16 protein-coding genes are annotated in these 14981 nt (G+C 65.5%); 13 read left to right on the forward strand and 3 right to left on the reverse strand.

The genetic code is table 11. The features are described from left to right. Nucleotides 1–9: 9 nt before the first annotated feature. The 13 genes from G7020_RS01895 (at nt 10) to G7020_RS01955 (ending at nt 13021) form a co-directional block, all read left to right on the forward strand. Nucleotides 10–408 (forward strand): TIGR03750 family conjugal transfer protein, encoded by a 399-nt coding sequence (locus tag G7020_RS01895; protein WP_023103905.1) that lies wholly within the window; start codon nt 10–12, stop codon nt 406–408. Then, nucleotides 405–1094, forward strand: coding sequence for a PFL_4703 family integrating conjugative element protein (locus G7020_RS01900; protein ID WP_023835765.1), 690 nt, complete (start codon nt 405–407; stop codon nt 1092–1094). The genes G7020_RS01895 and G7020_RS01900 overlap by 4 nt, the downstream gene beginning before the upstream one ends. Next, the gene (locus tag G7020_RS01905) at nt 1091–2017 is read left to right on the forward strand and encodes a TIGR03749 family integrating conjugative element protein (RefSeq protein ID WP_023103903.1); all 927 of its coding nucleotides are present in this window, start codon (nt 1091–1093) and stop codon (nt 2015–2017) included. Before G7020_RS01900 ends, G7020_RS01905 begins: the two co-directional genes overlap by 4 nt. Then, nucleotides 2007–3437 (forward strand): TIGR03752 family integrating conjugative element protein, encoded by a 1431-nt coding sequence (locus tag G7020_RS01910; protein WP_017515583.1) that lies wholly within the window; start codon nt 2007–2009, stop codon nt 3435–3437. The genes G7020_RS01905 and G7020_RS01910 overlap by 11 nt, the downstream gene beginning before the upstream one ends. Next, the gene (locus tag G7020_RS01915; protein ID WP_023103901.1) at nt 3418–3858 is read left to right on the forward strand and encodes a TIGR03751 family conjugal transfer lipoprotein; all 441 of its coding nucleotides are present in this window, start codon (nt 3418–3420) and stop codon (nt 3856–3858) included. The genes G7020_RS01910 and G7020_RS01915 overlap by 20 nt, the downstream gene beginning before the upstream one ends. Then, complete coding sequence (locus G7020_RS01920; RefSeq protein ID WP_023103900.1) at nt 3858–6725, forward strand: conjugative transfer ATPase; 2868 nt, start codon at nt 3858–3860, stop codon at nt 6723–6725. Before G7020_RS01915 ends, G7020_RS01920 begins: the two co-directional genes overlap by 1 nt. Nucleotides 6726–6738: 13 nt before the next feature. After that, nucleotides 6739–7503 carry a DsbA family protein gene (locus tag G7020_RS01925; RefSeq protein ID WP_028690954.1) on the forward strand — a complete coding sequence of 255 codons (765 nt, stop codon included), beginning with the start codon at nt 6739–6741 and terminating at the stop codon, nt 7501–7503. 178 nt (nt 7504–7681) lie between these two features. Beyond that, the gene (radC, locus tag G7020_RS01930) at nt 7682–8176 is read left to right on the forward strand and encodes a RadC family protein (protein WP_023103898.1); all 495 of its coding nucleotides are present in this window, start codon (nt 7682–7684) and stop codon (nt 8174–8176) included. A gap of 161 nt (nt 8177–8337) precedes the next feature. Beyond that, nucleotides 8338–8784, forward strand: a complete 447-nt coding sequence (locus tag G7020_RS01935; protein ID WP_017514119.1) for a TIGR03757 family integrating conjugative element protein — start codon at nt 8338–8340, stop codon at nt 8782–8784. Further along, nucleotides 8781–9728: a TIGR03756 family integrating conjugative element protein gene (locus G7020_RS01940; RefSeq protein ID WP_023103897.1), complete on the forward strand. Its 948-nt coding sequence runs from the start codon at nt 8781–8783 to the stop codon at nt 9726–9728. Before G7020_RS01935 ends, G7020_RS01940 begins: the two co-directional genes overlap by 4 nt. A 9-nt stretch (nt 9729–9737) precedes the next feature. Next, nucleotides 9738–11132: an integrating conjugative element protein gene (locus tag G7020_RS01945; RefSeq protein WP_023103896.1), complete on the forward strand. Its 1395-nt coding sequence runs from the start codon at nt 9738–9740 to the stop codon at nt 11130–11132. Beyond that, nucleotides 11129–11485 (forward strand): hypothetical protein, encoded by a 357-nt coding sequence (locus tag G7020_RS01950; protein WP_017516006.1) that lies wholly within the window; start codon nt 11129–11131, stop codon nt 11483–11485. Before G7020_RS01945 ends, G7020_RS01950 begins: the two co-directional genes overlap by 4 nt. A gap of 15 nt (nt 11486–11500) precedes the next feature. Continuing rightward, nucleotides 11501–13021, forward strand: coding sequence for a conjugal transfer protein TraG N-terminal domain-containing protein (locus tag G7020_RS01955; RefSeq protein ID WP_028698647.1), 1521 nt, complete (start codon nt 11501–11503; stop codon nt 13019–13021). 11 nt (nt 13022–13032) lie between these two features. Here G7020_RS01955 and G7020_RS01960 read toward each other — a convergent pair whose 3' ends face one another. From G7020_RS01960 to G7020_RS01970, 3 genes are all read right to left on the reverse strand, one after another. Further along, the gene (locus tag G7020_RS01960) at nt 13033–13398 is read right to left on the reverse strand and encodes a DUF3742 family protein (RefSeq protein ID WP_028690953.1); all 366 of its coding nucleotides are present in this window, start codon (nt 13396–13398) and stop codon (nt 13033–13035) included. An 84-nt stretch (nt 13399–13482) separates the two neighbouring features. Beyond that, nucleotides 13483–14115 (reverse strand): RES family NAD+ phosphorylase, encoded by a 633-nt coding sequence (locus G7020_RS01965; protein ID WP_028690952.1) that lies wholly within the window; start codon nt 14113–14115, stop codon nt 13483–13485. Between the two features lie 12 nt (nt 14116–14127). Further along, nucleotides 14128–14754: a hypothetical protein gene (locus G7020_RS01970; RefSeq protein WP_023657212.1), complete on the reverse strand. Its 627-nt coding sequence runs from the start codon at nt 14752–14754 to the stop codon at nt 14128–14130. Nucleotides 14755–14981 lie beyond the last annotated feature (227 nt).

Raw genomic sequence — 14981 nt, forward strand, 5'->3', positions numbered from 1 at the left:
GAGGCCGGTATGTCTGAGCAGCAGCACGTCCGTGCGGACGGGACCGTGACGTTCCTTCCGCACCGGCTCAACCGCCACCCCGTTGTCGTGCGCGGCCTCACCGCCGACGAGCTGTGGATCTGCTGCGGCTTGTCCGGCGCCGCCGGCCTGCTGGTCGGCGCGCCGCTGTCGTGGGTGTTCCGCACGATCGCGCTAGCTCCCACGTTCGTCGTCCTGGGCGTGGCCTTGGGCGTGTTCATCGGCGGCGGCATTCTTCGCCGCCTCAAACGCGGGCGTCCCGACACCTGGCTGTATCGGCAACTGCAATGGCGCATTGCGACACGTCATCCACTGATGGCGGGTTGGGTGGGCGGCCATGTGCTGATCTCGCGTTCCGGCTTCTGGACCACCCGAAGGAGCGCGCGATGAGCCGCTTCAAGAACGAGATCACCCACCTGCAGGCGCACATCAAGACGCTTCGCCTGGGGGCTGGCGCCCTGGTCATCGTCGCCCTGGTCATGGGCGGCGGCTGGTGGAGCGCTCCGCGCGATCTGACCATCCACGTTCCGCCTGACCTGCGCTCCGGCAGTACCAGGAAGTGGTGGGAAGTGCCGCCCGAATCGGTCTATGCGTTCACGTTCTACGTGTTCCAGACGCTCAACCGCTGGCCGACGAATGGCGAAGAGGACTACGCGCGCAACCTCCACACGCTCTCGCCGTATCTCACCCCGTCCTGCCAGGCCTTCCTTCGCGCGGACTACGACTACCGCCGCAGCACGGGCGAGCTGCGCCAGCGCGTGCGCGGGATTTATGAAATCCCCGGCCGCGGCTACGGCGACGACCCTACGGCGCGCGTGCGCGTGGTCTCCGACCGCGACTGGGTGGTGACGCTGGACATCACCGCCGACGAGTACTACGGCGCCGAGCAAGTCAAGCGCGCTCTGGTGCGCTATCCAGTGAAGGTCACGCGGGTGGACGTCGATCCTGCCCGCAACCCGTTCGGCCTGGCGCTCGACTGCTATGAGGGCGCGCCCCAGCGCATCAGCACGCCGGAGCCAACGCGCCCGGCGTCTGGCGGCCTGTCTCCGCAAGCGCCCCAAGGAGAAACCCCATGAAGCATCCTGTACTCACGCTGCTGGGGCTGTTGGCCGTGGCCGCCGCTCCTGCTGTCCAGGCAGTGGAGATCCTGCGCTGGGAACGTATGCCGTTGGCGGTGCCGCTGAAGGTCGGCCACGAGCGCATCGTGTTCATCGACCGCAACGTCCGCGTGGGCGTACCTGCGGGCGTCGGCGAGCGCCTACGGGTGCAGAGCGCGGGCGGCGCGGTGTACCTGCGCGCCAGCGAGCCGATCGAGCCCACGCGGCTGCAATTGCAGGACGCCGACACGGGCGCGCTGATCCTGCTGGACATTGCGGCGGAGCCAGCCAAGGACGGCGAAGCCGAGCTGGAACCAGTGCGCATCGTCGAGGGCAACAGCACCCCGGCGCGCTATGGCGATCAGCCCGGCGATGACAACGAAGCTCCGGCGCGCGCCCAGGACCAGGCCGGCGCGCGAGCGGCGCGACGCGAGACCCCGGTGTCGGTTGTCCTGACGCGCTTTGCCGCACAGAACCTCTACGCGCCGCTACGCACCGTGGAGCCGCTGCCGAGCGTCATGCGGGTGAACCTGCGCCGTGACCTCGACCTCGGCACGCTGATGCCGACGCTGCCCGTGCGCGCGGTCGCGCTCGCGTCATGGCGTCTGGAAGACCAGTGGGTGACCGCCGTGCGCCTGACCAACAGCAGCAGCGGCTGGATCACCCTGGACCCGCGCGTGCTGCAAGGCGATTTCCTCACCGCCACCTTCCAACACGAGGCGCTTGGCCCGCGCGGGACGCCCGAGGACACGACCGTTCTGTACCTGGTGACGCGCGGGCGTGGCCTTGCGCAATCGCTGCTACCAGCGGTCAACCGCTTCGACCCGGCCGTGCATCTCCCGCAACCGGAAGCCGGTTCCCAGGATGGCACCGACCGCAAGGAGGTCCGCCATGCGCAGTAATGGACTCCTGAAGTGGCTGATGATCCCGGTTGCCGTGCTGGTGCTGTTCGTCGCCATCCGGCTGTTCTCGGGAGGCAGCACTTCGGCACCACCGACCGCGGATGCCGGCGCCAAGCTCACGCCAGCGGAAATGAAGGCGCTGGGCATCGAGGGCGATACCCCGCGCGACACCGTGGCGACGCTCGTTGCCCAAGTGAAGCAGTTGCGCACCGAGCTTCAGACCGCGCTCTCGGACAACAAATCCCAGCGCGAAGAAAACCAGCGACTGCGCCAGCGCGAGAACTCCATTGACCAGCGCATCAATTCGGCCCTCGACTCCGAGCGCACCAACCTGCGTCGCGACCAAGAGCAGGCAGCCAGCGCGCGTCAGCAGACCGAAGGGCTGCTGGCCGACCTGCAACGGCGCCTGGACAGTATCGGCGGACGTGGCGGCGGCCATGCCGACCTGCCGGTGGGTCTGGGGCTGCGTGACGGCGACGAGGCCGGCATGGAAGGCGGCGTGCGCTGGGTCGAACCCGACGATGCGAGGAAAGCCGAGGGGCGCAACAGCAGTCGTGGCACGGGTAGCGGCATGAGCTTCCCGACGAGCTTCGGCCCCGCGCAGAGCACGTTGGAAACCACGGCGGAAACCGTGGCGAACGCGGGCGCACGCGCCGCAGGCGTGAAGAGCGCCAAGGCGGTCTATACCGTACCGACCAATTCGACGCTGATGGGGTCGGTGGCGATGACGGCGCTGATCGGCCGCGTGCCGATCGACGGAACCGTCAACGATCCGTACCCCTTCAAGGTGTTGGTCGGATCGGACAACCTGACCGCCAATGGCATCGACATTCCCGACGTGGCCGGTGCCGTGTTCAGCGGCACCGCATCGGGCGACTGGACGCTCTCGTGCGTGCGCGGCCAGGTACGCAGCATCACCTTCGTCTTCCACGACGGCACGATCCGCACCATCCCCGAAGACCGCGACGGCAACCAGCAAAACAACCAGCAGCAGAACTCTCAAAGTGGAGGCCTGGGCTGGATCAGCGACCCATACGGCATTCCCTGCGTCAGCGGGGAGCGGCGCAGCAACGCCCAGCAGTACCTTGGCTCGCAAGCCCTGATTACCGCCGCCGGTGCCGGCGTCGCCTCGCTGATCGACAGCGACAGCGGCCAGATGTCCTACGTCGGCGCCGACGGCTCCATCGGCAGCGTCGGTATCTCGGGCAATGAAGCCGTGGGCCGCATCCTGGCCGGTGGCGTGCGCGACATGGCCGACTGGGTGAACAAGCTGTACGGCCAGGCGTTCGCCGCTGTCTATGTCCAGCCCGGCGCGAAGGTCGCCGTCCACCTCGAAAAGCCGCTCGCCATCGACTTCGATCCCGAAGGCCGCAAGGTCGATCACCGCGCAGGAGAAAGCCATGCTCTCGAACTTGAATAAGGCCCTGGCGCTGGCCCTCGCCGTCGCGGTGCTCGGCGGCTGTGCCACCAGCAAGGAAAAGCTGCTCCCCCACGGCGACAGCACGATGATGGACATCTGGCAGCAGAACGCCGGTGACGGGGGTGGTGGCGCCGGCCAGGTGGCGCGCAGGCAATTGCTCGATGCACGCCAGAGCCTGCGCCGGACGCTGACCGAGGCCGACGTGGAGGCCGCGCCCACCGAGCAGATGCGCTACACGCGCACGGCGCGCAACGAGGTCTATCGCCAGTTCCACCGCCTGCCGAACCCCGATCTTGTCATGTATGTGTACCCGCACCTGGCGGGCACCGATCCCGTGCCGGTTCCGGGCTACACGACGGTCTTTCCCCTGTACCAGCGTGTGCAGTACGCCATGCCGGGCGAGCGCGTGGAGGACTACTGATGCGCTGGAAACTCCCCTGGCCGAAGCTGGCTGCATCCGATGGTGGCAATGACGAGCAGCCGGACGGCTGGCAGCGCCACGTCGAGGCGTTGCGCCAGGCCGGCATTGCCGAACCCGGAGCGACGGTCCAGGGCCGCAGGCCGGCGACCGTGGCGGACGAGCAGGCGATGTACGACGTTGCGCAGTCATTCGCGGAGCTGCTGCCGTGGGTGGAGTTCCTGCCGCCGTCGAAGTCCATGCTGCTGGAGGACGGGCAATCGGTCGCGGCCTTCTACGAACTGGTCCCGCTAGGCACCGAAGGTCGGGAACCGGGCTGGCTCGCTCATGCCCGCGATGCGCTCGAAAACGCGCTCCAGGACTCGTTCGATGAGCTGGATGAGAACCCGTGGGTGCTCCAGCTCTATGCACAGGACGAGCCCAGCTTCGACCAGTACATGCAGACGCTACGCGACTACGTGCAGCCGCGCGCCCGCAGCACGGCCTTCACCGAGTTCTACCTCCGCTTCTTTGGCCACCACCTGCGCGCGGTGGCCAAGCCCGGCGGACTGTTCGAGGATACGGTGGTCACGCGGTTGCGCTGGCGCGGCCAGACGCGGCGCGTGCGCATGGTGGTCTATCGCCGGGCCGCCGGGCAGGCGAACCGCCGCGGCCAGACACCCGAGCAAATGCTGAACATCGTCTGCGATCGCCTCTGCGGCGGCTTGGCGAACGCCGGCATCCAGGCCCGGCGCATGGTCGCGGCCGATGTTCACGACTGGCTGCTGCGTTGGTTCAACCCACGCCCCACGATGCTCGGGCCCGGCGCTGAGGAGCGAGAGCGCTTCTATGCGCTGGCCCGCTATCCCGACGAGGTGGAGGAAGGTGAGATTGAGCTGGCGAGTGGTCGGGACTTCAGTCAACGGCTGTTCTTCGGTCAGCCTCGCTCCGATGCCGAGCACGGCACCTGGTACTTTGACGGTATGCCGCATCGCGTACTGGTCACCGACCGGCTACGCATGCCGCCCGGTACGGGGCACCTGACCGGCGAAACCCGCAAGGGGGACGCTATCAACACGCTTTTCGATCAGATGCCCGAAGACACCACGATGTGTCTGACCATGGTGGCGACGCCCCAGGACATCCTCGAATCGCACCTGAATCACCTGGCGAAGAAGGCTGTCGGCGAAACACTGGCATCGGAACAAACGCTCAAGGATGTGCAGGAGGCACGCTCGCTCATCGGCAGCGCGCACAAGCTCTACCGCGGCACGCTGGCCTTCTATCTGCGCGGACGCGATGAAGCCGAACTTGACAGGCGCGGTCTGGACCTCGCCAACGTGATGCTCAACGCGGGGTTGCAGCCTGTGCGCGAGGACGATGAAGTCGCGCCGCTCAACAGCTACCTGCGCTGGCTACCGTGCTGCTACAACCCTGCGCAAGATCGACGGAACTGGTTCACCCAACTGATGTTCGCCCAGCATGTGGCGAATCTCTCGCCGGCGTGGGGTCGCAGCCAGGGTACGGGTCATCCGGGCAACACGTTCTTCAACCGCGGCGGCGGGCCGATCACGTTTGATCCACTGAACCGCTTGGACAGGCAGATGAACGCCCATCTGTTCCTGTTCGGCCCCACCGGCTCGGGCAAGAGCGCAACGCTCAACAACCTCTTGAACCAGGTCACGGCCATCTACCGGCCGCGGCTGTTCATCGTGGAAGCCGGCAACAGCTTTGGCTTGTTCAGCGACTTCGCAAAGCGCCTGGGTCTGACCGTGAACCGGGTCAAGCTGGCTCCTGGCTCGGGCATCAGCCTGGCGCCGTTCGCCGACGCTCGCCGGCTGATCGAAACGCCCAGCAACGTGCAGACGCTTGATGCCGATGCACTGGATGAAGAATTGCCAGCCGATTCCTCGGTCATGGAGGAGGACGAGCAGCGCGACGTGCTGGGTGAACTGGAGATCACGGCACGGCTGATGATCACAGGCGGCGAGGACAAGGAAGAAGCCCGGATGACGCGGGCCGATCGCTCGCTGATCCGCCAGTGCATCCTCGATGCCGCCGAGCACTGCGTGGCCGAGAAACGCACGGTGCTCACGCGCGACGTGCGCAACGCGCTGCGCACGCGCGGCCAGGACCCGACGCTGCCCGAGATGCGGCGCGTGCGGCTGCTGGAGATGGCGGACGCGATGGACATGTTCTGCCAAGGCACGGACGGCGAGATGTTCGATCGCGATGGCACGCCGTGGCCCGAGGCCGACATCACGCTGGTGGATCTCGCGACCTATGCCCGGGAGGGCTACAACGCGCAGCTCTCCATCGCCTACATCAGCCTGATCAGCACGGTGAACAACATCGCCGAGCGCGACCAGTACCTGGGCCGTCCGATCATCAATGTGACCGACGAAGGCCACATCATCACGAAGAACCCGCTGCTTGCGCCCTACGTTGTAAAAATTACAAAAATGTGGCGCAAGCTAGGGGCCTGGTTCTGGCTGGCTACACAAAATATCGACGATCTGCCGCGTGCCGCGGAGCCCATGCTCAACATGATTGAGTGGTGGATCTGCCTGTCGATGCCGCCCGATGAGGTCGAGAAGATTGCACGCTTCCGCGAACTCTCGCCCGCGCAGAAAGCGCTGATGCTCTCGGCGCGCAAAGAAGCGGGCAAGTTCACCGAGGGCGTCATCCTTTCCAAGAGCATGGAAGTGCTGTTCCGCGCCGTGCCGCCCAGCCTGTACTTGGCGTTGGCGCAGACCGAACCCGAAGAGAAGGCCGAGCGCTACCAGCTCATGCAGCACTACGGCTGCACCGAACTGGAAGCGGCCTTCAAGGTGGCCGAGAAGATCGACCAGGCGCGCGGCATCGAGTCGCCGGCCTTGGAACTGTCGTAAGACGGAGAACGCCATGGAACAGAAACGTCCTTCCATTCCGATGCAGGTCCAGGCGTTCCGCCGCCGCAACGGGCGGCCCCGCTGGCCCTGGGCATTGGCTGCTGTGCTGGTCGCGCTGCTGCTGATCTGGCTTGTGTCAAGGTCGCCCGGCGAATCCCCGCCGCAGCCGCCCACGCCGGTCAGCATGGCACCGGTGGCCGGGCCGCCCTGGCTAATGGGCAACCCCAAAGGCCGTTTCACGCTGACGCTCTATGCCGACCTGGAGTGCCCGTTCTGCCGGGAGTATTTCCCGCAGCTCAAGCGGTGGATCGGCAACAACACCGACGTGGCGCTGCAATGGCACCACCAGCCGCTGGCCGAGCACGAGCCGGCCGCGTCAGCCGAGGCACGCCTAGTGGAATGCGCTGCCGAAGCAGGTGGGCATGTCGCGTTCTGGCAGGCGATCGAATGGGTCTATGCCCACACGCGCAGCGGCGGCCAGGGCTTGCCCGATGGCTTGCGGTACCCCGAATCGACGCCAGCCAGCGAGCAGTGCATGGCAAGCGAAAGGCCCAGTGCGGCTATCCGCGCCCAGGCTGCGGAAGCCACCAAGAGCGGCGTAACCGCCACGCCGTCGCTGCGCCTGCTCGATCGCCAAACGGGCCAGGCCATCCTGCTGCAGGGGCCGATCGAGGGCGATGCCTTGCTGTCAGCCATGGACATGCTGGCGGCTGAGGGTCCGACCAGCACACCCACATCCGAAATGCCTGCCGACGTCGTCGGCGACATGCCCAGGTAGCCCCGGTCTTCAAGGCTACGGCGCAGTCCTCTGCGCTGACCGCGACTCGTTCGCCTTGCATCCTGGCCGCGAACGGTCACCGCAATCGCGGTGATGGATGCATCTTTTCATTCTCATCCCCAGGAGGGCTTGCCCTCGGGGGCGCGCGCCCTCCGATCTCACCGTCTGGAGGTTCGCCATGTCTTTCGCCATCAATGACTCCTGTGTGGAGTCGCTTTCCGCCGTAGCTGCCCAGCACGAAGACTGGATCATCCAGCAGGCCATCGTGCTGCTGGAAAAACGGATCTTCAAAGCTGGACCATGCCTCAGCCAGCCGGCCGCCGTGCGGGACTATCTGCGCGTGAAACTGGTCGCTGAACCCAACGAGATATTCGCCGCTGTGTTCCTGGATAGCATGCACCAGGTGCTGGCCTACGAGCCATTGTTCAGGGGCACGATCAACTCGACTTCTGTTTATCCACGTGTCGTCGTACAGCGTGTGCTGGAGTTGAACGCCGCCGCGGTGATCTTCGCGCACCAGCACCCCTCGGGCATCTCCGAGCCGTCGAGCGCGGATCGTGTGCTGACCCAGCAACTGCAGGCCGCGCTGGCGCTCATCGATGTACGGGTACTGGATCACATCATCGTAGGCCAAGGTTCCCCGTTCTCCTTTGCGGAGTCAGGCCTGCTGTAACGGTCGCATTGCTTCATTGATCCTCGCGGAGGCTTCGGCCTCCGTTTTTTTATGGCCCGGGACAAGCAGGTATGCGGGCAGCCCGCGATGCGCATTGTTTGTTGGGGTGGCATCGGGTTCGCGTTTGACTATGGCCCTGATCAACTTTCGGGGCACGCGACATGCCGGCATCCTTTTCCACGTTCGCGTCGGGCTGGCGAACCCTTGGTCTCGTCGTGGCGCTGCCGGCGTCCCTGGCCGTGTTCAGCCCCGTCACCTTCGCAGCCGACGTACTGGTCGTCACCGACAGCCACCACCCGGTCAAGACCATGGGCGGCGAGCGGCTGATCGAGCTGGACGAAGCCCGCCGGATTGAAGCGGAGCTTTCTGCGGAACTGCCCGCCGCCCCCGAACAGGCGGCGGCCACCGTCAAGCGTCGGCTGAACCAAGGCGGCGCCGACCTACAGCGCCGCATCGCTTCCGCATACCAGGGCGTCACCGACGCATGGAGCCTGGGCATCACCAGCATCCCGGCTGTCGTGGTGGATCAGCGCTACGTGGTCTATGGCGAGCCGGATGTGGCCCGCGCTGTCGCGCGCATCGAGCAGCGTCGGAGGACCCAGCCATGACGAGGCCATTCGACCTTATGCGCCGCATGCGGGCTGGCGTGGCTTCCTTGCTGCTGCTCAGCGCCACGGGTAGCTACGCCTTGAACACCACCGCCATCGTTGCCTCGGTGGCCTCGCCCGATTGCTTGGAGTACCGGGTGGTGGGTATCTGCTACTGGCTCTACTGCACCTGGGGAGGCTGCACGGTGCGCACCTCTGTCAAGGTGCGCCACTACATCCCCGATGCGGTCGTCTCCAGCTACAGCAACACGGGCGAGAACCCGTGGGTCGAAGTCCGGGCGATGAGTACGGCCAACCCGTCCGCCCAAGCGGGCGGCGATGGAACGACGAACGAGGATCACGAAAACAATCTCGCGAAATTCAAGAACGCCGACGTGATCGGCCATCCCGGCGTCGAGGTGTTCAACCAGTTTGTTTCGTCCTCGGGCTACTTCTGCGAGGGCGCGGGAACGGCATTCATGCCGTATCTGCTCAGCACCTTGGACACGCTTGCCTGGCGCTACAACGTGCCCGAGATGGCCTACCCGGAGGCATTGATTCCCGGCATGCGCGAGGTCGGCGCACGCACCACGATGAACCTTTGGGGCAACGTGTATCCCCGCGGCGGCTTCCTGCACCAGACCGACGACCACAAATCGGGAGCCGTGGTGGCCCAGCGTGCGGGCGATGTCGTCACGCGCCGCGGGCAGTTGCACGTGTACCAGCCGCTGCTTGCCAATGCCCGCGATGGCTACTGGCCCGCCAGCGCGCTGATGGAGGGTGATGCCTCGACTGGCAAGTGGCAGGAACTCACGCCCGTCCTGTCCTCGTCCTGCACGGTTTTCCCACGCACCGGCTTCCTGACTCAGGCCCAGCAAGGCGACTACGCCTGGGCGCTGTGGCGGCCGTATGCCTGCTGCGAACGCCGTGGACAGGTGTTCCTTGGCAGCGTTGATTTCCTTTGAGGTGCCGCGATGAAGCGTTCCGACTCTATGCAGTTCTCCCCACCGGCTCGTGGCAAGAGGATCTGTTTGGCGCTTACCGGCGCGTTGGTTCTGGCAAGCGGCGTGGCCTGGGGCCAACTGGGCTACCAGACCAGCGGCAACGTCATCGGCGATGACGTCATGTACTCCATCGGCGGCGGCAGCGCCGTTTCGATGGGCCGCGCAGCCGGCATGCGCTCGCTCGGCGTGGGTGTCGGCTGGAACAGCAATCTGATCTGCGGCGACATGAGCATCCAGACCACGTTGAAGAATCAACTCAACGGTGTCACCAATGGCTTTCAGCAGATCATGTCCTCGGTGATCCAGAGTGCTACGAGTGCTGTGGCGTCCCTGCCGGCGTTGATCATCCAGCGTGCAGATCCAGGCCTCTACAACCTGCTCACCAACGGCGTTCTGCAAGCGCGGCTGGATTTCGACCGCTCGAAGCTGACGTGCCGCGCCATGGCCGAAAAGATGGCCGAAACGGCTGGCGGCCAACTCGGCTGGAGCCAGATGGCAGAGGGGTTGGCGCTGCGTGACGCTGTTTCGAGCACGGATGCCGTCTCGGCCATCGAGCAGGCCGAGACGCGCCGTGGCAACGATGGCGTGCCCTGGGTCGGGGGAAGCAATGCCGGCGGCTCCGGTCAGCCCGCGATCAAGGTGGTCGGTGACGTCACCCGCGCGGGCTACAACCTGGTCAATGGCCGCGGGGTGACCGACACGTCGGCAATCGCTCCGGCCAGTTGCACGAGCCTGTCGTGCCAAACCTGGACCACGCCGCAGGCGGCCATCGAGTGGGCAACACGGGTGCTCGGCGAGAAGGAGCAGCGCACCTGCGACGCCTGCACCAAGACGGAGACGGTGCCCGGCGTCGGGCTGACGCCCCTGATCCAGGAGGAGTACGACGCCAAGCTGCAGGCGCTCCAGGACCTGGTCTCCAAGGCGAAGAACACGACGCCCGAAAACCTGCGGGAGGCCGGCAGCGCGTCGCTGCCCATCACGCGCGGCGTGGTCGAGGCACTGCGCGACGAACCGGACCAGCACCTGCTGTCGCAGCGCCTGGCGTCCGAGGTTGCGCTGGCGTCGGTGCTGGAGAAGGCGCTACTGCTGCAACGCACGCTGCTGACCGGCAAGAAGGAGCCCAACGTGGCGGCCAACCAGCTCGCCGTGGAGGCGGTGAACCACGAGAGCGACACGCTCGATCGCGAGATTCGCAACCTCAAGACCGAGCTGGAGCTGCGCCGGGAGCTGGCGAACAACTCGCCCATGGCGATCATCCAGCGCCACGGCACGCGCGCGGCGGGCTCGCGTGGCATCTACGAAGGCGATCCGGTGCCTGACCGCCTCGATCAGTTGCAGAAGGGCAATCCGGGAGGCCGGCCATGAGCCTGATGCGTGCGGCCTGGCTGCGCCCGCGCTGGCTGTTCAACCGGCGCGCAGCGAAGGCGCTGCTGTGGACGATGGTACTCGCGGCCGTCGCCGTGGGTGCCAACATCGTTGGCATCTACCTCGTCGGAAGTGTCGCGGGCTGGGAGCGTTGGCTGGCGGCAGCAGCGGGCTACTTCCTGGTCTGGCGGCTGTGCCTGTATGGCGCGACGGCCTACGGCTGGGTCTGGATGCGTCGCCGGCTGCTTGCGCGTGAGGACGACGCGCAAGCGCGGCGCCGCCTGGTACGCAGCGAGATCGCCGGCGTCGTTGCCATCGTGGCGCTTGAAGCCAGCCTGTTGATGCAGGGCTGAGGGGAGGTCCGAGCCATGACGCTTTTCACAACCGACTACCTGGAGTACTACCTGACCTTGGTGTCCTGGATCGTCAACAACGGCATCTGGGCGGTACTGGTATCCAGCGGGGTATTCGCACTGCCCTTCGTGGCGATCATCGTGCAGGAATGGCTTAAGGCCCGTGCGGAAGGTGCCGACGAAGGCAACAAGGGCGTGCTCTCGGCCGCACGCATCGAGAACCGGGTGTTCGTCGCCATCGTGGTGGTGATGTTCGCCGGCATCCCCTTCATCGACGTGGACCTCAACACAATTCAGTACGACAGCTCGCGCTCGGCCCAGTGCCAGGTCAACGTGCCGCAGCCCACGGATACCGGCTGGTCCCAGTCCTTCAGCACCATCAACAACCAGAGTGCCAAGGTGCCGGTCTGGTGGGCCTTCATGCACGCGCTCTCGCGCGCCGTCACCAGCGCCTCGGTGGCGGCAATCCCGTGCGGGACAGACCTGCGACAGATGCGCATGGAGATCGACGCTACCCGCATCAATGACCCGGTTCTGGCTCAGGAAGTGGCCGATTTCACACACGACTGCTACGGACCTGCACGCGCTAAATTGTTCATGGCGCGGCCGGAGCTGGACGACGCTCAAATGAACGACGTGACCTGGATCGGTTCGAGGTTTTTCACGGATACCGGCGGCTACTACGACAGCTACCGTTCCAGCACGGCGCGCGAGTCATGGCCCTATGACGACACCCGCGACGCAGGGCTTGCGCAGGTGGCCAGTGGCGGCGGCTACCCGACCTGCAGGCAGTGGTGGGCCGATGGCAGCAACGGCCTGCGGGCACGGCTGCTGGGCCAGGTGGACCCCAGCCTGTTGAATCGCTTGGCGGGCTGGGCCGGGTTCCTGAGCCGTACCGAGGTGGACGATTCGGTGGTCCGTACCATCGCGTCACCGCGACAGCAGAAGCTCAACCAGGGTTCGGTCTATACCGACTACGGCGGCCAGATCGACAAGACCCTGCCGAACATCGTGACGCGGGCCACGGGGGATGTAGGAATGGCGGTCGGGGCACTTGCCGCATTTCCCGCCATGGACGTGGTGCGCCAGGCGCTGCCCATGGTGCTTGCCTTGCTCAAGATGGCACTGGTCATCTGCATCCCGCTCGTACTGGTCGTCGGAACCTATGACCTGAAGACGGTCGTCACCGTCAGCGTCGTGCAATTCGCGCTGTTCTTCACCGATTTCTGGTTCCAACTCGCACGCTGGATCGACAGCACCATCCTCGATGCGCTCTATGGGTGGGGCTTCGGCTGGAACCGGCCACACACTAACTTCGATCCGCTGGTGGGGTTGAACAATGCCTTTGGCGACCTGCTCCTGATGTTCGTCATGGGCACGATGTTCCTGGTCTTGCCGGGCTTTTGGCTTGCGAGCCTTACCTGGGTTGGGATTCGGGCCGGGCACGTCATCCAGGGGCTTTCAGATGGCAGCAAGAGCGCCGGCCAAGCAGGCGGTAAGGGCGCTGGGGCCCTTACCGGAGGAAAGCTGAAGTAGCGCGGTGCCGATCAGTCGTCGGTGTACAACTCGTGCGACGTATCGTTGTACAGATTGGGATCGTAGCCGGGTGTCTTGCGCAGTTCGGTGAGGTCGGTGAACGGCCACTCGTCTTCTTCCGATGTATTGGCAGCCGCCGCCCATCCCGCCACCACGACTCCCAGCAACACGAGTGCGAACCAGAAGGCGGCGTAGAGCAGCGCGCCCAGCACAGCCAGCTTGACCACCCACAGCAGCACTGTGGCACCAACCGAAGGCACCCCTTTGGCCACCAACCAATTCGATACCCGCCGTTCGCCACGCGCATAGACGCGCCATCCGCGGCCAAAGGTACGGCCGAGGCGTTCTGCGGTACTGGTGCGGGTCGTCGTGTTCATGGTCGTCTCCTGCTACTGAGGAATGCCTATTCCTGTTTGCTCCACTTCATTCCGTTTCGGGCTTCAATGTGTTTTCTTGCTGCTTCAGGACGCTTCGTCATCCGGTTCCACCGGGCCGGGGTCGGGCTCCACGCCGATGCGGTAGGTGGCAACGAAACGCGGCCAGTCCACATGGTCAACCAGGTCGATGTCCTCGACAACGCTGACCTTCGTTCCCGCACGCTCGAACAGGGCGATGCTCGCGGCGGGATAGTTGTTGCGCGACGGATAGAGCACCCCGTCGAACAGCGGCTGGCCGTCGTCGCCGACCATCGCATGCACCTGAGCGGACACCTGCTGCGTGTGCGTGTAGTCGCGGCTCGCCAACTGCTCCAGATTCAGGCCGAAGTAGCCCGCCATGACGCCCGGCGCCGTGAGGTCGGCCAGGAGCACGTCGTCCAGCACGCCCACGGCGCGGACCATCCGGGCGTGGACCTCCTTCAGGGCGATGGAGCGCTTCGTGTCTTCAAGCCACTGGTGCTTGTGAAACACCGACTCCATCAGCGCCGTGGGCAGGTCGCGCCCCAGGTAGAGCACGCCGTAGGCCCCCGCCGGGTCATCGTAGCGATTCGTGCTGCTGCGACCATAGTACAGCGGGCTGCCCCGATAGACGACGCGGCTCACATGCTGGAGCAGTTCACCGGCATCGATCAGGAACGAAGGCAGCTCGTGGCTCATGGCGATCTCGCTTCAATGCACCTGGACGCCCAGCACGTTGAACACGGCCTCGGCCACGTCATCGATCGTGCCATGCGTCACCGCATCCACCGGCGAGCGCCCACCCAAGCCTTCGAGCGGTTCGGACAGTGCGCGGTAGATCGTCCAGTGATCGATACCCTCGACCTCCTGAAGCACGGTTTGGGTCAACTGCTGTTTCACCGGGTCGAGCTGCCAGTCGGGCAGCTTCTGACCGCGCGGCCCCACGTTCAGCGCCAGCAGCCGACGCGCGAGGATGTCCTTGTAGATCTGCTGGCGCGACTTGTCCGCCAGCTTGGCGAACTCCGCGGGCGGCAGGTTGTGCGGCTGGTTGAAGGTTTCCAGCAGCACGGCGCGGCCTCGCTGGACGTCGGTTTCATTCGGTGCCCAGCGCGTGTCGGCGCGCAGCGCGGCCGCCTTGCGTGCAAGGGCCTGCCCAACGGTCTCCCCCTCCAAGTTGGCGGGCAGTGTCACCGCTTCCACACGCTCGTGGACGAACGCCTGCAACTCGGCCGCGAAAGCCGTGGCATCCCGGATTTCGACGGTATCCGCGAAGCGGCGTACATCTTCCACCGTGACGCGCGGCAGACGGTCGGCAATGAATTCAATGGCAGTGGGCATGGTCATCTCCCGAGTAGGTTTGGGACAGGATTCACTCTAGTCGCCTTTGTCGCGTCTGTCAACTTAGTCGCCTGAGTGAGAACAACCTACCTGGCGGAAGCAGCGTTCCCACAGCATAGGCAGAGGCCAGCGCCGGGTCGCCGTCCAATGCATTCGAGCGGGTTCCACATTGACGCTGGAGCCGCAACCCAGGCCTCGCTATACCGAAACGGTTAAAGGCCAAAGGG

The organism is Stutzerimonas stutzeri, assembly GCF_013522825.1.
Lineage (GTDB): Bacteria > Pseudomonadota > Gammaproteobacteria > Pseudomonadales > Pseudomonadaceae > Stutzerimonas > Stutzerimonas stutzeri_AK.